The sequence below is a fragment of the Chloroflexota bacterium genome (assembly GCA_018648225.1).
Lineage (GTDB): Bacteria > Chloroflexota > Anaerolineae > Anaerolineales > UBA11858 > NIOZ-UU35.
This window is the reverse complement of record JABGRQ010000056.1, coordinates 4,918-23,165: the sequence shown is the minus strand read 5'-3', so window position 1 is coordinate 23,165 and position 18,248 is coordinate 4,918. Positions and strand designations below refer to the sequence as shown.

Here is an 18,248-nt window from a genome sequence, read left to right as displayed (position 1 = left end):
AACTCATTGCTTCCAGTAAAACTGTCGGTAGGCCGTCGCGATTGCCAAAGCAATCCTGGCGCGAGGGGAGTACAAAAATATCAGCCTGTGTCAGGAACGATGGGGTTTTATGCCAGGGAATTTGCCCCGCAAAAACTACTTTATCTTGGATATTTAATTCTTCGGTCAGCGCAACTAAATATTTGTGCTGTTCTCCCTCGCCGCCGATAAGCAGGCGCGCCGAGGGGAATTCGGGCGCAAGCAATGCCCAGGCGCGTAGCAATATATCAAAGCCCTTTTTGGGTACCAGCCGTCCCAGCGCGGCAATGATCTGCGTTTCAGCGGGGAGATTGAACTTTGAGCGCAAGTCTGCGCGGACTGCTTGAGGGTGGAATCGCTCCGGGTCTACGCCCCAGGCCATGAGCCGCGTTTCGTCCGGCGCTCCCAGTTTGCGCGCCGCATCACGCAGTTCGGGGCTGCAAGCCGTCACGCAGCGCGCCTGTCGAAAACTCCAACGTGCCACTGCGCCAAAGATGCGGCGCTTGTTTGCCACGTAAATATCCGAACCGTGCAAGCTGATCGCCAGAGGAATGCGCCGAATTCTTGCCGCCAGCGCCGCCGCCGGGCCGTTGGGCAGCACCCAATGGACATAGATGAAATCGCTGTTTTGAATTTTAGTGACGCGCAGCAAGGTGATGAGTTCGGCCAACAAAAAAAATGGCAATTGCAGGTAGGTTGCCGGGCGCAGGCGTGTGTCTCCGGCCAGGGCGCGGGCGTGACCCATGATCTGCCAACGGCGCGGCCAAAAATAGCGGAAGCGGTGTACTGTGATCGGCGCGCTGTTTTCGTAAGGGGCGACCAGAATATCATCGGGTGCAATTACATCAATCTGATGCCCTAATTTCGCCAATCCCTCGGCAATGGATTGCACAAAGGGCGCGGCCCCATCACCGGAAAAGCGGGGGTAAGTGCTGGTGAGGAGGGTGATGTGCATTGGAAATGCTGAATGCGGAATGGGCGCGGCCCCGTCTCCAGTCTCCGGTCATCCGTCTTTTATCGCGTGATGAACGGGAAATAGATCAATATTGGCCCATCTTCGACGATTGTGTTTTGGGAAGTGTATGTTGCCCGGAAATCGTTGCACACATCGCCGGGGAAGGTGCAATAGGCTTCGTCATCGCACCAACTACTTTTGAGGCGCGGCCTGCCCCCGTTGATATCCACATCATCGAACACAATATCGATGGAGCGTCCCCAATAGTAGTTTTCACCGTACAACGGAACCTGCACCTGGAAGTGCAGATGATGCCCCCAGCTTTGCCCGGTGTTGTCCACATTGCCGATAAATTGTCCTTGTGCTATGGATGTGCCTAGGGTTTTGAGTTCGGCAGGGATGCTGTTTTGCTTAAGGTGTAGATAAAGCTGGTAGCTGACCGGATTAGTGCTGGTATCTTTGATGACCATATAATTGCCCAGAGGCTGCGTGTCGGAGCAGGTATATTCGTAGCAGGTGGGGATATCGTCTTTCCACAACCACACAATTCCGCCTTTGGCCGCGTAGATATTCCACAGCTCGCCGTAGGTTGAGAAATCGAAGGCGTAATGTGCGTTGCCGCTGGGTGTGTATTGGTCGTGGCAGGTGCTTTGGGTGAGATAGCGGCTGATGCCAGCCTCCCAGGGCAATTTGTAGCCGGTCAGCGCGGCGGCAGGTTGTGCGGCTTCAATTTGAGCGCCAACGCGCTTTGCCCAGACTTCTTTATGCCGCTCGGAGAGAATTTCATCGGGGATGATGGCAAGCATCTCATACCAGCCCGGTGTGGTGGGCATCCAGACGCGCCAGTCGGTCGCATCTTTTTGCAGCAGCACCAGACCCGGCTCGATGGGCACAGGAATATTTGTTTCCGGGTCAATCGGGATCAGCCAGCCAACTGCGTATAGCCCATCTTGTGAGATACGGATATTCTCAACACTGATTTCTGCGACGATGAAGGCGAGTACATTTTCGCCCTCATCCTGGATCACTTGCTGAATGCTCTGTTCCACCGCGGCAATTGCGCTAACATCCGGCGTGGGCGTGGTATACAGCGCAACTTCACCTGTCGAGGAACGCGTACAGGCGCTAAGGGCGATCAACAGGAAAGTAAATGCTATGATTCGTTTCATGGTTTATTTGACCGAAGACTGAAGACTGGGAACGGGCAAAGTCTGCAATTCACCCTCTGCCTTCCGTCTTCCTTCATTCAGTTTCCAACTCCGGCATGCTTAACGCCAATTGCCCGGCTTCATCCAGCGAGAGTTGCAACCGCAGCAGCAGCGTTTCGTCAGGTGCAAGCGCGGCTTTGTGGTCCACGCGTGTAGTCACAATACCGTCCTGGATGGTGTGGGCCAAGAAAGTGAACACGGCTGTCTCCGCGTCGGGGTTATGAAGCTCGACAATATAATTCTCACCAAGCTCCAGGGGCGAGATCACGCTCACACTTTGCTCCCAACCCAGGTCAACGAACGTGCCGCCGCGGGTGTCGCGTTGTGTCTGGGTTAGGCTGTTCCCCTGCGGGTCGATCAGGCGTAATTCCGCCACGGCAGAGCCCAACGCGGCCTGTAGATACATCTCGCCGGGCAGATCTGGCACCATTGGCTCAAACAGCCCTGACCAGCGGGCGTGACCGCGTACGGTGCGTTCATGAAATTCAACCCAGCGTAATTCATTTGCCAGCCCATCGGGGTTATCAGCGATCTTTCCCGTGGCATCGTACATCTGGAAGGGACGATTTTGCTCATCAATCTCCGAAACCAGACTCACATGATCGATCTCGCCATCTTCGCTCAGGTCGAAAAAGACAATATCGCCCGGCAAATAGGGCAGCGCGTGCGCCAGCATTTGCCCGGAATAACTCAGATAGCGCCACATATCGTGGGCGTTGCGGGCATCCCGCCAATTATAAAAATGCTCCGGCTGAGCGCGGTAATCTTGTTCCAGCGCGGCCTGGATGTTGAATTCGGCCCCCCATGTATAAGCGTCCAGCACCAGATCGGTGCAATAGCCCGCTGCGTAGCCGTGGAAAGCGCCGCTTTCGCCACGCTCGGCGGCATATGGCATTCCCAGGTCTTTCGCTGCCTCAGCGAGGATATTTTCGGGATAGGCTGTGAAGTGGATGTCGGCGAGGGTGGCGTCAATATTAACTAACCTGGTGCGCGGCCCAAAGGTATACCCGTCTTTGGCAGGAGTCAGAACTGTAACCCCGGGTGGGTGGCTGCCAAAGAAGAAATATCCATTCTCATCGGTGTAGACAGTCTCTCCATCTGACGTTGCGATATTTACGAATCCCAGTGGGCTGCCAAGCGCGTCAGTGACTCGCCCGCTGAAGGTAAGCCCCGCTTGCCCTTCGGCGAACAGATAAATCTGCGCCACGCCGCGAGCATCGTTTTGCGCATAGGCAATCGAATGTCCGTCTTGTGAGATAGCTACGGATTCAACATTGGCGGGTGTAAGCGTAATGGTTTCAGTGGTATGCAGGTCAACTTGCTGCATCTGGTTGCTGTTGTTTTCCGCGGATTGGGTTGAAATGAGTGTAAACCCATCTCCCGAAAGGGCAATTTGCGGGCCGATGGCGCTGCTGGCGGGCAGGGTGGCGAGGCTTTCGGCGGTGTAGTTATAGGGTTTGAAGAGCAAGATTTCGAAGGTATTGGCGTTAAGCTGCGCCAGGCCAACAAAGGTGACCGCGTCGCTGGAACTGGTGATTTGCAGTAACTCGCGTTGACGGCCATCTGCCGGAAAGTTCAGATACGAAGTTTCGGCTGTCACGCGGTTGTGATAATAGAGACGGATTTCGCTGTCGAAAGACGTCGCCAATGTTGTGGCTTGCGATGAGAAAACGACGGTATGCCCATCGGATGCGATCGCCAGTTGCTCGCCGGAGTCGGCGTTGCCCTCCTGCCCGCGTGTGCCCACCGAAACGCGGGTTGTGTGCCCGCTCAGGCGGTCGTGGATGAAGACATCACTGGCGTCATTCGTATCTCCCAGAACCAGGTTGCTGGCGTGAGACATAAAGGCTATATAACGCCCCGTGGCCGAGATGCTGGGGTTGCGCGAATTGCCATTTCCGCTTTCGCCGCGGTTGTTGACTGAAATGCGTTCTGAGATGCCTGTTAATCGGTCATACGCATAAATATGGCTGTAGTGCTCGCTTTGTGCCAACCCAGGAACGAGCGTTAATGCAGTCGATTGAAAAACAACCACGCGCCCATTCGTTGAGAGCATGGGCTGTTCGGCGGGGGCATCGGTTTGCTCGCCGATGGATGAAATTGAAACGCGTTCGGTGGTTGCGTTTAGCCGGTCGTGGACGAAAATATCGGCCAAGGTATTCGTATCCCCTTCGACCAGATTATTTGCCTCCGAGCGAAAGGCCACAAAACGTCCATCGCCAGAAAGGCTTGCATGGCTGGATGGCATATTGCCCATCTCGCCGATGGATGAGAGAGATACAAGGCGCGGTTCGGTCTGGATTTGTGCGCTCACGGGGGAAATTGTTAGCGCGAAGACGCAAAAGAGAAAGGGGAGTTTATATTTCATCTGTGTGGAAATACTAAACAAAGAAGCACGAAGATAGCTAATAAGAGTTTTGTGTCCCTTTGTGGTGAAACTTTACAAATTATGAAATCGTCGACAAAAGCTTGAAGACGCGTCATTCTGAACGGAGCGCAGCGGAGTGAAGAATCCCTAACCGGAATGTTGAGAAGTGCCTATACGAGTGATGAATCAAACCGCTTCAAAGGGATTCCTCGCTACGCTTGCTGCGCTCGGAATGACGATGCTGGTTTCACTGTTCAAGCTCCTATTGACCCATACAAAAAATTACAAATTTAACCAGCGTGTGGCTTCATCTGGAAGATTTTGCAATGGCCCAACACGCGTGGTGCATTGCGGGAGAGAATCGACGAAGGAACGTCCGTAGCTCTTTGAGATTACGCGACGGTCCAGAATCACAGCCACACCGCGGTCAAACTCGGTGCGGATCAAGCGGCCGAACCCTTGTCGAAACTCCAGAATCGCTTCGGGGATCGTATACTGGTAGAAGGGTTGCTCAAAGGTCTCGGAGCGGGCAGCAATCACCGGGTCGGAGGGCACCCCAAAGGGGAGTTTGACGATCACCAACACCGAGAGATCATCTCCGGGGATGTCAACCCCCTCCCAGAAGGCGCGTGTCCCCAATAAAACAGCCTGATCTGCGGCACGGAAACTTTCCAGCAAAGAATGCGGCGAAGCGCCTTCGCCCTGCTCGAAAACCAGAATCCCCGCGTCGCCCAGCGCCGATGAAATCGCGCGTGAAGTGCGTTGGAGTTGCGCATACGATGTAAACAGCGCCAACATACGCCCGCCGGTTGCTTTGGCAAGATGTATCAGGCTGCTTTCGATGGCACGCTGGTGCCCGTTGCGGTCACTCGGTTCAGGGATATTATTAGGGATATAGAGCAGTGTAGAATTTTCGTAATCGAAGGGAGAACCGAGCGCCAGTTCTTCGGCATCTTCGGCGCTGAGCCGCCCGCGCAAGTAGTCAAATTCGCCCGCCGTCGTCAGTGTTGCCGATGTCAGAATCATGGAAATTTTTTCGTGCCAGAGATGTTCTTGCACCAACGGCCCAATATGCAGCGGGGCGGCCTGCAGGGTAATGCCGCGTCCGTTGGCGCGAATTTCGGCCCAGTAAATCTGTTCGGGCTGTGGCTCAAAAACCAGCGCTTCCACATTTTCGATTAATTCGCGCAATCGTTTGTAGGCGTTTATAATTTCGTGGTATTGCTCTTCGAGCGCGTCAACATCGCTGAAACCAGCCTCGCCAATATCGTGAATTGCCTTAGCAATTTGTTCAATTTTGCCAAGCAGGGCGGTGGCCATTTGGTGAGTATCTTCCCACGAAACTTCAACTTCCAACCAGGCGGGCTGGACGCGCGTCCCTGGCAAAATGCGTACCTGCTGCGCGTAGGGGCCAATTGCCTGGCCCTCGCGTTGCTCGAACAGAAAATGATCGATGGTTTCAAAGAAAGCGCGCGAAAGGCTTTCCAGTTGAAAGGCGTGATCGCTGGCGCGCTCGACCAGGTGGCTGATTCCGGCATACTCGCTGGGACTCACTCCGTCGTGCAGCAGTGACAACAAACGTCCCATCAAGCCCGAAAGCCCGCTGGATGCTCCGGTGCGGTAGCTGCCCAATTCGCGCAGCAAGCGAATAAAGTCAGATTGTGTGGCGCGGAAACTGAGCGCGTTGGTGCTGGCATCTTCAAGGTGGTGGGCCTCATCGATAATCAGATACTGATATTCGGGAAGTACGCGGCTGCCGGTGGCGACATCGGCCAGCAGGAGGGCGTGGTTCACGACAATTAGATGCGCGTTTTGTGCCGATTGGCGGGCGCGATAAAAGGGACAGGCTCCCCCAGTATGTTTAACACAATTATCAGCAGAGCAGCCATCATCTGCGGCAGATAATTTGCCCCAAATTTCGCGCTCAATCGGGCCATTTAGGTTGATATTCCCGCGGTCGCCATTACCACCACTTTGCAGCCAAACCATGATCTTGGCCAGAACGCGCAATTCTTCCGCCGTATCTGGCCCGCGGCGGCGCATTTGTTCCAGGCGGCGCGGGCAAAGATAATTATTGCGGCCTTTGAGCACCGTTGCAGCTACTTTTAAATTTAGCGCTTCTTGCAGGTCAGGGATATCTTTGTTGATTAGCTGATCTTGTAGGTTGATGGTATTGGTAGAGATCACCACGCGATGCTCATTTTTCAAGGCCCACAGCGCTGCCGGAATTAAATAGGCAAACGATTTTCCTACGCCGGTGCCCGCCTCTACCATCAAATGCCGACCTTGTGAAAGCGCATCGCTGATGGAGCGCAGCATTTCAACTTGTTCCGGGCGATGTTCGTAATTCTCAAAAAATTTTGAGAATTCTCCGCCGTATTCGAGGACGGAGGCAACTTCGTCGCTGTCTAGGGGGATGGTAGGTTCAAGCGGCGTGAGCGTTTGTGGGGGTGGCTGTTGTGCGCTGAATAATGGGCCAAAGAATCCGCCGCGTGCTTTGCGGGCAGGGATAACTTCTTTCGAGCGCGCGCGCAGCACTTCAAAAAACAACCCATACCCCCCCCAATTTTCGATATCATCGCCAAGTCGGACAATTTCGCCCAAAATTTCGATGGGTAGTTCGAGAGCGGCTTCATAGAGTTGGAGATAGACACGATGAGTAACTTTGGCGTCATCCAGAGCGCGGTGTGTGGCAGGCAAGATGATACCGAGCGCCTGGGCCAGCGCGCCGAGCGCATACCGTCCGGCGTTTGGCATCAATACGGCGGCCATTTCGTAGGTGTCCAGGGGTTCGTTGGAATGCAAAATTCCATGCTGTTGCAAAAAACCGAGATCAAAGCGCACGTTATGTCCCAGTACGGGCGCATCGCCGACAAAATCAACCAGATCGTGAAGCACTTCGTGGATCGAAGGTTTGTCGCGCACCATTGCATCGGTGATACCGGTTAATTGTGTGATATGGGAAGGTATGCGCTTTCCGGGGTTGATGAGACTGTGCCATTCGCCGTCAATCCGGCTGCCACGAAAGCGTATCGCGCCAATTTCGGTGATGCTATCCGATTTTGGATTCAATCCAGTTGTTTCAATATCCAGTGCTACGATGGTAGTTGTCATGTAGAGAATTATACTGTAAATGCAAAAACAGGGTGCGGGCAACATATAACGCTGCACGCACCCTGTTTTTTTGCTAAATTTTAGGGATTTTTATGGGCAACAGAGACGGATGTCCGTAATTTTTTCAATAAACGGATCAATCGCTTTTTTTACTTTGCTTTCATCAAGGCCGGAAACTTTAAATGTGACTTCACGGTTGCTGGGGTCTTCACCTGCGGTTTGCCCAAATGAAATGAAGTTGCCACCGGCTTCTGCAATGGCCTTTGTGAGATCTGCCAGCTCACCAACTTTTTCGGGGATCATGGCAGTGACGCGGATGCCCTTTTCTCTGGCGCCCATCAATTCAAGGAAAATTTTGAAGAGATCGGTTTCAGTGATCATGCCAACAACTCGGTTATTCTTCATCACGGGCAAGCCGCCGATTTTATTATCCGCCATGATGCGGGCTGCTTCTTCAACTGGAGTATCTACATCGATGGAGAGAATCTCCGCTGTCATTACATCTTCTACTTTGATTTTACTAAGCAGATAATTCATTTCCCAGATACTTAGGGAAGTCGCTGGGGAGGGGGATGCGTTGAGCAAGTCTTTGTCCGATACAATCCCAACCAGTTTGCCGCCTTTAACTACCGGTGTACGGCGAATATGTTCCTTGCGCATCAGGTTAACCGCTTCGGTGATGGGTAAGTCTGGCGCAATCGTAATTACCGGATGAGACATTCTTTCGCCTACTAACATGGTTTACTCCTTATTGAAAAAAGGCAACTACTCTCAACCTGTTTTTTGTTTAGTTCCTTTTTGAATGACGGGTTTTCCCCTATATCTGGGGGTAACTTCGGCAATTCCCAAAGAGCTATTTTCAGTATACCGGTAAATAAGCCGAGCGATTAGTGATAGTCATCATAAAAAACGAATGACCTATTTTTCCCGCTAGCCGCCGAGATAGGCTGCCTGGATATGTTCATTATTGATAAGTTCGCGCGGCGTGCCCTGAAGTTCTACTTTGCCGTGTGATAATACAAACCCGTAATCGCTAATTGCCAGCGCCATCTGTACATTTTGCTCGACCAGGAGCATGGAGATGCCAGCCTCTTTGAGGCGACCCAGCCCTTCAAATAGATCCAGCACCAGCACCGGAGCCAATCCCAGCGAGAGTTCATCCATCATCAAGATGATTGGTTCGCCCATAATGCCGCGTGCTACGGCGAGCATCTGTTGTTCGCCACCGCTCAGAGTGCCGGATTTTTGATTTTTGCGTTCCAGAAGTCGTGGGAACATTTCGTAAACCAGTTTGAAATTTTTATCGATGTGTGGGCGCGCGCGTGGCGGCGATGCCCCCATCTCAAGGTTTTCGACCACACTCATGTCGGTGAAGAGTTGCCTGCCCTCAGGGACAAGAATCAGCCCGTGGGCGGCCTTTTCATGTGCTGAGAGTTTGCTAATATCCTCACCATTGAAATGGATGGAACCGCTCCAGGGCTTTAGTAATCCCATGATGGTGCGCAACATGGTGGTTTTTCCTGCGCCGTTGGTCCCAACTAGCGAAGTAAGTTTGCCGGGTTCGAGCGACATGGTTGCGCCCCAGAGAATTTGGACTTCACCGTATCCGGAAGTCACGTCTTTGATTTCAAGAATACTCATGGCTATACCTCTTGCTCATGCTGCCGCATCAGTTTTTCAGCCAGCTTGGGATCGCCCAGATAGGCTTCGATCACGCGCGGGTTATTTTTGATTTCATCGGGAGTCCCCTCGGCAATTTGCGCACCAAAGTTAAGCACAATCATGCGATCGGAAACATTCATCACCGCGTCCATAACATGCTCGATCATAATGATGGTGGTGCCTTGTTCACGAATCTTGTGTACGGTTTCGACCATGGCGGCAATCTCGGAGGGGTTTAACCCAGCCAGAACTTCATCGAGCAGGATGATTTCGGGTTGGGCGGAGAGGGCGCGCGCCAATTCAAGGCGTTTTTTCTGAGCGATATTCAGGCTGGCGGCCAGTTGTTCGACGCGCTCTTCCAGCCCTACGAATTGCAGCACTTCCATCGCCACCTCGGAAGCTTTGCGCAATCCGTAGCCGTGGCGGCCAAAACATGCCCCAACGACTGCGTTTTCGAGTACAGTAAGTTCATTGAGCGGTTTAACAACTTGATGTGTCCGCGCCAGTCCTTTGCGAGCCATTTCGTAGGTCTTTAATCCGGTGACATTTTTTCCACGAAACATAACCCGGCCTTCACTTGCCGGATAAACGCCATTAATCACATTGAAAAGCGTGGTCTTTCCAGCGCCGTTGGGGCCAATCAGACCCATGATCTGGCCTTCGGGGAGGTCGAATGTGACGTTGGAGAGCGCTTTAAGGCCGCCAAAGTTCTTGGATACGCCTTCTACTTGTAAAATAATACTCATTGCAATACCCTCCGAAGTACTGGCACACGATTACGAAGCCAGCCAATAGCGCCTGCCGGGATAAATAACACGATGAGCAGCAATAAAACGCCAGATACAGACAATTGAATATTCTTAAAGAAATCGCTTGTCACAAAATAACCGCGCATTCCCTGGTAGGCAAATGCGCCCAAGATCGGGCCGAGTACTGTACCTTGCCCGCCCAGCATCACCATGACGAGTAACTCAATCGAAGCGTGCAGCGGGAAGGCCACATGGGGCTCGACATTGCCGTTCTTGAAGAAAAAGAGCACGCCTACCATACCCGGTATCAGTGCCGAGAGTACATACGCCCAGGTTTTGGCGTTGGGTGCAATGACACCCATCACCTCGGCGGCATCTTCATCCTCGCGGATCGCTTGCAAACCCAGGCCAAATTTTGACGTGCGCACAAGATGACTGATGACGAGCGCAATGGCCGTCAGACCAGCCATGATATAAAACGCCATATTTAATGCTTGAGCTGCCCCTCCGTATGATTTATACACCGAGAAGTTCAGGGTCATGCCAATCGGCCCGCCGAACAAGTCAAAATTATTAACAAAAGCTTTCATAGCCTCGTTAATCCCGATGGTAGCCAGTGCAAAATATGCCCCGCGTAACCGCAAGATCGCTTTTCCCAAAACATAAGCTAGTATCGCTGATGCAATTCCGCCCATCAGCATCCCCGCCCAGATGGACCATCCCAAACCATTCACCAGGTACAGGCCCACATAACCGCCAAAACCGTAGAAAACAATATGCCCAAAGCTGACATACCCTGTATAGCCCAGCAATATATTTAGGCTGGAGGCCAGAGCAATGGCTTTTAGAATGGTAAAAATACTCTCGCGGTTCGAAACACTTCCCGATAGGGCGGGCCAGATAGCCATACCTATAATCACCAGCAACGGGACGACAAGACCGAGATGATTCCGCCAGTTTTTCATTTTTTTGCTCCAAAGAGGCCGCTTGGGCGAACCAATAAGATCAGAACGAATAAACCAAACTCGATTACTGGCACCCAAGATGTTTCCAGAAAAGCGGGGATGATGCCTTCAAGCATGCCCAGAATCAGCCCGCCAAAAAGCGCGCCCACTGGATTCCCTAAGCCACCCAACACGCCGATGACGAAGCTTTTGAGTTCGTAGTTGGCGCCTGAAAGAATGTTGAAAGGAAAAAAAGTAGCGATTAAGGCTCCCGAAATCGCGGCAAGCATCGTTCCAATCCCAAAGCTGAGCGCCAGAATTCTTGTAGATGGGATGCCCATCAGCTCCGCAGCGGAGCGATTATTGGCAACTGCGCGGATATATTTTCCGGGGCGGGTTCTATACAGGAAGAAATACAATCCACCGGTGACCACTAAGGCGATGAGTGCAGCAACCAGCCGAGTACCGAGTATTGTTGTATTTCCTAATGGAAAGCTGCCCAGGTTGAAATCTACATTATAGGGTGATGTGGTGAAGACGGCTGTTCCAATCCCAATGATAATCATATTGACTGAGAATGTAGCCAGAAGCGAAGAGAGGTGTGGCGCGTTGATCACCCGGTGGACAGCTATAAAGTAAATTAAAATTCCCAGCAACAACCCCAAAACTGCGACCAGGATGAGGCCCAAATAGGGGTTGATGCCCATGCGAATGAACAAGATGAAGGTGCTGAACATTCCCAACGCGATGATTGGCCCATGTGACAGATTGATGACATTCATTACACCCCAAATTAATGTCAGCCCCATGGCGACGACGCCATAAACGAATCCCAGTAAAATACCATCGGGCAGAGAAGTTAGAAGCAAGTTAATTTGTTGCATAGTGGCTCCCAATAAAAGTCAGAATTTCAAACATCCCTTCAGATATTTGTCCTGAAGGGATGTTTGAATTGTTGATGTGGATTATGGAGCCGGGATCGGATAGAGCGGCTCGGCGGTGGCGACATCGGCGGGCGCAATGATCACGCGCGTCAACTCGCCAGCGTCATTCATCTGCCACTGGGCTACAACCATTTTGTGCGCGATTTGCAAACCATGCGCTTCTTCGGATGTGTCGAATTGGATGCCACCATAGAAGGTCATCAGATCCATGGCATTCAAAGCGGCTTTAACGGCTTCGGGGTCAGCCGAATCGGCATTGATGATGGCCTTCTGGAGTAACAGGCCTGCTGTATAGCCTCCGGCGGCGTGATAGGTGGGGGGATCGCCAGCAACGGCTTCATAGGCGGCTGCGAAATCTTCGCCCGTGGGGCCAAACCATTCCATGCCCATGTTAGCTGCTTCGGCTTCGGTATGAGTAGCTGCGAGTTCCCATTGGCTGGAAACAGCAATGCCAAGAGCCGCATCGCCCAATTCCGGGAACTTGGAGTCGGCAGGGGCGACCAACAGATAAGCAAAGTTTAGGCCAATCTGACGCTCGTAAAGGGCGCGAGCCAGAGCCGTGCCATCATTATAATGACCGCCGCCGAGTAATACGGTTGCGCCGGATCCGGCAATCTTGTTGACGATTGGGCCGAAGTCAGCCGTGTCGGATGCGTAGCTTTCTTCCAGAACGACTTCAAAGCCTCGATCTGCAAGATAGGGTTTGATACCTTCGACAACGCTGGTGGAGAATTTTGCGGCTTCGTAGACCAGGGCGATTTTGGCATCGGGATCGAGTCCCTGAAGCATATCCACTGTGCTGGACATATACAGGCTTCCGGGGGTGTAGAGTTGGAAGAGACCGGTATTGCCGGTCTTGTAGGCGGCATCGTCGGCTGCGCCGGTGGTAATCATAACCTTGCCGTTTTGTTCTGCAACGATGGAAGCCGCGGAGGTCAGACCTGACGAATAGGGGCTGATCAAGAAATCGGCGTTGTCTTCAGAAATCAGACGGGTGTACAGTTCCTGTACGCGCTCAGCGGTAGATTCATCATCATAGGTGACAAATTCAAACGTGACGACTGTGCCATCGCTGAGTGTGACGCCACCGGCTTCGTTGACCTGATTCATCCACAGGGAGAAGCCGTTCACCTGACGCTTGGAAGAGACTTCCTGAGAGCCGGTTATCGAGGAGGTAAAGCCGATAACCACAGTAACTGGCTCGGGGGCTGAAGCAGCTTCCTCGGCAGGCGCAACTTCTTCTGCCATTTCTTCTTCAGCCGCAGCTTCCTCGGCGGGAGCGGCCTCTTCTTCGGCAGGAGCAGCTTCTTCCGCCATTTCTTCAGCCGCGGGTGCTTCTGCTGGCGCAGGTGAGCAGGCAGCCAATACCAAAGTGCTAACAACCAGTAAAGCAAAAAGTAACGTAAATAGTCGTTTCATTCCATTCCTCCGAAATAACTTTAATGATCCTAATGATTGAACACCTTTATTACCTTTTTTTCTTAGACACACCTCCTTGACTTGAATAGAATAGAATTTGTCCAAGTGAAGCGGTAATCATAATTCTACGACGCGGTTTCCGCGCTAGTGGAACTGATTATAGTGAGAATTTGCAAAGAAAAGATAAAAAAAAAGCTGCTAACCTAAAAACAATATAAATTCCCCCTAAAATTATCCGTAATTCGCTTTTGAACTTTCTCCTGCCGGAAGAACAAAAATCTTATTTAGTGATATATTGCACGGGGGGTTCAAAGCGATACCCAATCCCCCGTTCTGTAAGCAAACATCGTGGGTTGGATGGGTCAAGCTCAATTTTTTGGCGTAGATGCCCAATATATACCCGCAAATACTCGGTTTCTTCGCCGTATTCTGGCCCCCATACATGTCTGAGAATCGCCTGGTGCGGCAGCACTTTTCCGGCGTGCTCCATCAAATAGATGAGCAAATTGAATTCGGTTGGCGTTAGCTTGATGCCCTGCCCGCGCACGCTAACGCTGTGCCGCTCCAAATCCACGATGATTTCTCCGTGAATCAACTGACCCTGGCGCGTAGGCGATTCGGCCCAGCGCGAGCGGCGTAATACAGCTTTGACGCGTGCCAGTAGTTCGCCCACACCAAAGGGTTTTGTCAAATAATCGTCTGCCCCCAGATCGAAGGCGCGTACTTTATCGCTTTCTTCGTCCAGCGCTGTCAAAATAATAATCGGAACCGTCGAATGTTGTCGAATACGCCGGGTGGTTTCCAGACCATCCATACGCGGCATCATCATATCCAGAATGACCAGATCGATATTTTGCGTATTGAAGATTGCCAACGCTTCAAGCCCATTCGCCGCAGTAACGACTCCAAAGCTGCGTACTTCCAGATTGCGCCGCACAAAATCGCGCAGTGTTTTTTCATCGTCTACAACCAGTACTACTGGATTATTCATTATTTCCATCCTTCACAAAACTTGCGCTGCCGCAAGCAGGATCATTCTGAATTGCTGTCCTCTGGAATGCGAGGCAGCGAGAACATGAAGCAGGCGCCGCGTTCGGTGGGTTCCAGCCAAATAGTGCCCTGGTGCGCCTGTACAAAGCCTTTACAGATCGCCAGCCCCAAACCGGCGCCCGACGTGTTGCGAGATAGGCCATTTTCGATTCGATAAAAACTATTGAAGATGCGCTCGCCTTCATCGGGATGAATGCCAGGGCCTTCGTCGGCCACCGCTACGGTAATCTGATCTTCGTCGAAACTGGCGCGCACATAAATCGGCGAATCTTGCCCCGAATATTTGGCGGCATTTTCGATAATATTGCGCAAGACAACCTCAATGCGTCGTTGGTCGGCATAGAGTTGAGGCAGGTCGGAGGGTAATTCCACCTGCAAGCGAGAATCGGGTGTTGGGCTGGCGCGCTTGGCGGCGCGCTCGATGATCAGACCTAAATCACAAGGCCGTCGCTCCACTTTCAGGCTGCCCGCATCAATGCGTGAAAGGTCCAGTAATTCGTTTACCAATATCGAGAGCCGATCAGCTTCATCCGAGATTATTTTTAGGAAGTCTTGTTGAGATTGATGATCCCACTCAACATCAATAGCCAGCAGGGTGGAAGCATACCCTTTAATAGAAGCGAGTGGGGTGCGCAACTCATGTGATACCGTTGAAATTAAATTCGATTTCATGCGGTCCAACTCGCGATCGGCGGTAATATCGTTGATAATAATGCCCTGACCGAGTGATACGCCGCGAATATCGGTGACAGTAAATGAGCGCAGTCGATACCAAAATGTGCGTCCTTGCTGGATCAGGAAGAATTCAGCAATTTGCTCTTCTTGGCTGACCAGTGTATCTTTAATCCGTTGGAGATTTTGTTCCGGTTCGGTCGCGTGTCGGAGGATATGCTCCAGAATGTGATTTACCTCTGCGCCGGTAATCGCCTGGAGTGGTAATTCGCTCAACGTGCTGATGCGCCGGTTGGCATAAATCACGCGTCCCTCCGGGCCAGCCAGAATCAGCCCGGCGTTTAGTGAAAGGATCAGCGCTTCCAGACGGCGGGTTTGTTCTTGCAAGCGCATATCGCTGCGAGCAAATAAAGCCGCATTTTCGATTGCCATAGCGGCGTGATTAGCGAAGTTAGAAAGTAAGGAGATTTCCTGTTCGGTGAAGACGTGCGGTTTTTCTCGAAAGACCAGCAGCACAGAAGGCGGCGCGTAGTGTGTGTTGAGCGGAAGAGCCAATACCGCGCGATACCCTTCGGCGCGCGCCCCGGCTCGATCGGCGGCGAAAGATGGATTTGTTTCCGTGTCACTGATCTGGATCGGCTCTCCGGTGCGCAGGGCGCGCAAAGAAACCGAATGTGGCTCAGTGGGGTCGATGGCGATTAGATTGACATAGTGTTCGGATAAACCGCGGCTGGCGCGCACGCGGAAGATGCTGGCTTGTTCATCCAGCGCGATAATAGCGATCATCCTGGAGTGGAGTAAGCGTTCAACCTCCTCCAGAATTCTGTCGAGTACTGCTTGTGGCTCAAGCGTCGAGACCACCGATGCGCTCGTTTCCAATAAGGTGGAAAGCTCCTTGAAGCGCTCTTCAATAGATTCTTCCATACGGATAATGCTGCGCGCCAGCCGTCCCACCTGATCGGGGCGGTGGGCAAGTGTGGGCAGCATCGTATCGCGCGTTTGAGATAGATCGTGTGGTTGCCCGATGGTTCGACTATAAGCAGCGATAGCTCCGAGGGGTTGAATCACTAACCGGGTTAGCCCCGCCCAGAAGATCAAACAGGTGATCAGGAAAATGACCAGTGTAATTAGCGCACTGCGATAAAATGTGCGCGGCGTAGAAAATGCGGCTTCTGCGGGCCGACTGACAATGACGCCCCAACCGGCGCTGGACACCGGCACATAACTGTAAAGCCGCTCAATCCCATCGGGCGCGATCACAATCACCGAATCGACGCGCCCAAGCAGCAAGGGGTCTGTGATATAGGTGTGGCTTTCCGGAATTTGTGTGAGAAGTAAATCGGTATTCGAGTGTGCAACAATCTGGCTACTTGCATCGAGAATAAAGACTTCAAAACCTTCGGTGTCATCATACTCATGCGAAATCTTGGTTAGGGTTTGGCTGAGCGCTTCCAGTCGAATATTGGTGGCTACAACCCCCAGGAATCCCCCCTTATGATCCCAAAGCGGCATTACTGCCGTCGCTACCGGCTGGTTTGTAGTTGGCGAGATGCGTCCGTGCGAAATCAGCGGTTCGCTTGAGGCCAGAGCGCGTAAAAAATATTCCCGGAACGAGAAGTCATTTCCCACTGTCGAAGTTGGCCCCACTGGATAATGGAAAGCCATTTGCCCTGTCTCGTCGAGGCGATACACCAGATTGACCTCTGGCCGCGCGCTCATAAAATTGTTAAATATCTCATTCATGCCAGCGGTATTGTTTTCGATCACCGCATCATAGGAGCCTAATTTTTCAATCGCCCGGAGCGCGTTGCGCATGGCGAAATCTGTTTCCTGGGCAATCGACCGCGCCAAAGCCAGATCGGCAGCTTTGATATTATCTTCGAGATTACTCTGAGTCGTATGTGCAATCCAGAGCGTCGCTGCAATCACCGGACCAACGAAAAGAATATACAAGGCCATCAATTTCAGGCCCAGGTCTTGTTGAATTCTGCGTTGTTTCATGAATTATGAGAACTCAGGCCTCCGAGATTTGCCTGAATGATGATATGGGTTCAATCTGAATAGGACCTGGGGAATTGAGCAGCAATTTGCACAGATTGAACCCATTTTTCGTGAAGTTATTTTTACACAATCACTATGCATTGGCAAACGCTTCAATGATCCGAACTACATGTTTGGCATGTTTGAGGTATAAATCCAGGCGCACATTCTCATTTGGCGCGTGAGCCTGCGTGCCAGGATGTCCAACCCCGGCGGTGGCAACCGGCTGATTGAGTACGGTCACGAAGGGATAATTGGGGCCAGAGCCGCCGATCATGGGGACAATTTGCATGGGGACGCCGTACACATCTCTGGCAGTATCCACCACGAGCTGGATGAAGGGATCATCGGGGTCTGTACGTCCGGCTGGACCGCCGCCGAGGAAGGTGATCTCCACCTCGGGGAATCCCTCCGCATCCAGATGTGCCCGCAATTGTTCCAGCACTTGCTTGGGGGTCTGCGTGGGCACCAGGCGAAAATCGACTTTAGCCGAAGCCTGGGCAGGCAGCACCGTTTTTGAACCGGGGCCTTGATACCCCGAAGTCAGACCACAGATTGTGCAAGTGGGTTCGAATACCTCCGCTACACGCAAATCAACACCGCCGGTCAAGCCCTTGAGGAAAGATTTAACACCGTAGCGGGTTTGATATTCTTCGACCACATCCGGCAGCGCGCCCATCAGTTCGATATCGCGTTCGCTGGGGGGCAGCACAGCATCGTAGAAGCCCGGTATGCGGATGCGTTCATGCTCGTCTTTGAGCGTATTCAACGCCCATACCAACCGCCAGGCGGCGTTATGAAAAATTGAGCCGCCCAACCCGGAGTGAATATCAATATCGGCTGTTTTGACCGAAAGTTCCACGTAGCAAATGCCGCGCAAGCCCACATATTGCATGGGCACTTCTTCATGATTGACCATGCCAAACTCCCATACACAGGCGTCGGCGGCTAGTAATTCCTGATTTTTTTCGATGAATTCAGGCAGATGCACGCTGCCAATTTCTTCTTCGCCCTCGATGATAAATTTGATATTGCAGGGAAGTTCATCGACCTGGGCCAGCATTGCATCAATGGCAAACAGGCGGCTGGTGATATGCCCTTTATC

At 52.2% G+C, this 18,248-nt stretch carries 13 protein-coding genes; all 13 read right to left on the bottom strand.

The features are described 5' to 3' along the window. The coding region (locus HN413_03665; protein MBT3389485.1) for a glycosyltransferase at nucleotides 1–973 on the bottom strand (973 nt) is incomplete at its 3' end. Between the two features lie 59 nt (nucleotides 974–1,032). Then, a complete protein-coding gene (locus HN413_03660) occupies nucleotides 1,033–2,142 on the bottom strand; it encodes a M23 family metallopeptidase (GenBank protein MBT3389484.1) in 1,110 nt (369 codons plus the stop codon). 73 nt (nucleotides 2,143–2,215) lie between these two features. Beyond that, nucleotides 2,216–4,549 carry a DUF1287 domain-containing protein gene (locus HN413_03655; GenBank protein ID MBT3389483.1) on the bottom strand — a complete coding sequence of 778 codons (2,334 nt, stop codon included), beginning with the start codon at nucleotides 4,547–4,549 and terminating at the stop codon, nucleotides 2,216–2,218. Between the two features lie 282 nt (nucleotides 4,550–4,831). Continuing rightward, nucleotides 4,832–7,663: a DEAD/DEAH box helicase gene (locus HN413_03650; protein MBT3389482.1), complete on the bottom strand. Its 2,832-nt coding sequence runs from the start codon at nucleotides 7,661–7,663 to the stop codon at nucleotides 4,832–4,834. Between the two features lie 90 nt (nucleotides 7,664–7,753). Further along, nucleotides 7,754–8,401, bottom strand: coding sequence for a CBS domain-containing protein (locus HN413_03645; GenBank protein MBT3389481.1), 648 nt, complete (start codon nucleotides 8,399–8,401; stop codon nucleotides 7,754–7,756). Between the two features lie 192 nt (nucleotides 8,402–8,593). After that, complete coding sequence (locus tag HN413_03640; GenBank protein MBT3389480.1) at nucleotides 8,594–9,304, bottom strand: ABC transporter ATP-binding protein; 711 nt, start codon at nucleotides 9,302–9,304, stop codon at nucleotides 8,594–8,596. Nucleotides 9,305–9,306: 2 nt separating this feature from the next. Then, complete coding sequence (locus HN413_03635; GenBank protein MBT3389479.1) at nucleotides 9,307–10,071, bottom strand: ABC transporter ATP-binding protein; 765 nt, start codon at nucleotides 10,069–10,071, stop codon at nucleotides 9,307–9,309. Next, nucleotides 10,068–11,039, bottom strand: a complete 972-nt coding sequence (locus tag HN413_03630) for a branched-chain amino acid ABC transporter permease (GenBank protein MBT3389478.1) — start codon at nucleotides 11,037–11,039, stop codon at nucleotides 10,068–10,070. Before HN413_03630 ends, HN413_03635 begins: the two co-directional genes overlap by 4 nt. Continuing rightward, nucleotides 11,036–11,902 carry a branched-chain amino acid ABC transporter permease gene (locus HN413_03625; protein ID MBT3389477.1) on the bottom strand — a complete coding sequence of 289 codons (867 nt, stop codon included), beginning with the start codon at nucleotides 11,900–11,902 and terminating at the stop codon, nucleotides 11,036–11,038. Before HN413_03625 ends, HN413_03630 begins: the two co-directional genes overlap by 4 nt. Before the next feature lie 81 nt (nucleotides 11,903–11,983). Continuing rightward, a complete protein-coding gene (locus HN413_03620; protein MBT3389476.1) occupies nucleotides 11,984–13,381 on the bottom strand; it encodes an amino acid ABC transporter substrate-binding protein in 1,398 nt (465 codons plus the stop codon). Between the two features lie 280 nt (nucleotides 13,382–13,661). After that, nucleotides 13,662–14,381: a response regulator transcription factor gene (locus HN413_03615; protein ID MBT3389475.1), complete on the bottom strand. Its 720-nt coding sequence runs from the start codon at nucleotides 14,379–14,381 to the stop codon at nucleotides 13,662–13,664. 32 nt (nucleotides 14,382–14,413) lie between these two features. Next, nucleotides 14,414–17,104, bottom strand: coding sequence for a GAF domain-containing protein (locus tag HN413_03610; GenBank protein ID MBT3389474.1), 2,691 nt, complete (start codon nucleotides 17,102–17,104; stop codon nucleotides 14,414–14,416). Between the two features lie 133 nt (nucleotides 17,105–17,237). Next, the coding region (locus tag HN413_03605) for a M20/M25/M40 family metallo-hydrolase (GenBank protein ID MBT3389473.1) at nucleotides 17,238–18,248 on the bottom strand (1,011 nt) is incomplete at its 5' end.

Bases quoted from the DNA above. Each gene is read 5' to 3' on its own strand.
- HN413_03610 (MBT3389474.1), bottom strand. From the start codon at position 17,104: ATGAAACAACGCAGAATTCAACAAGACCTGGGCCTGAAATTGATGGCC.
- HN413_03625 (MBT3389477.1), bottom strand. From the start codon at position 11,902: ATGCAACAAATTAACTTGCTTCTAACTTCTCTGCCCGATGGTATTTTA.
- HN413_03635 (MBT3389479.1), bottom strand. From the start codon at position 10,071: ATGAGTATTATTTTACAAGTAGAAGGCGTATCCAAGAACTTTGGCGGC.
- HN413_03630 (MBT3389478.1), bottom strand. From the start codon at position 11,039: ATGAAAAACTGGCGGAATCATCTCGGTCTTGTCGTCCCGTTGCTGGTG.
- HN413_03650 (MBT3389482.1), bottom strand. From the start codon at position 7,663: ATGACAACTACCATCGTAGCACTGGATATTGAAACAACTGGATTGAAT.
- HN413_03655 (MBT3389483.1), bottom strand. From the start codon at position 4,549: ATGAAATATAAACTCCCCTTTCTCTTTTGCGTCTTCGCGCTAACAATT.
- HN413_03615 (MBT3389475.1), bottom strand. From the start codon at position 14,381: ATGGAAATAATGAATAATCCAGTAGTACTGGTTGTAGACGATGAAAAA.
- HN413_03640 (MBT3389480.1), bottom strand. From the start codon at position 9,304: ATGAGTATTCTTGAAATCAAAGACGTGACTTCCGGATACGGTGAAGTC.
- HN413_03645 (MBT3389481.1), bottom strand. From the start codon at position 8,401: ATGTTAGTAGGCGAAAGAATGTCTCATCCGGTAATTACGATTGCGCCA.
- HN413_03660 (MBT3389484.1), bottom strand. From the start codon at position 2,142: ATGAAACGAATCATAGCATTTACTTTCCTGTTGATCGCCCTTAGCGCC.
- HN413_03620 (MBT3389476.1), bottom strand. From the start codon at position 13,381: ATGAAACGACTATTTACGTTACTTTTTGCTTTACTGGTTGTTAGCACT.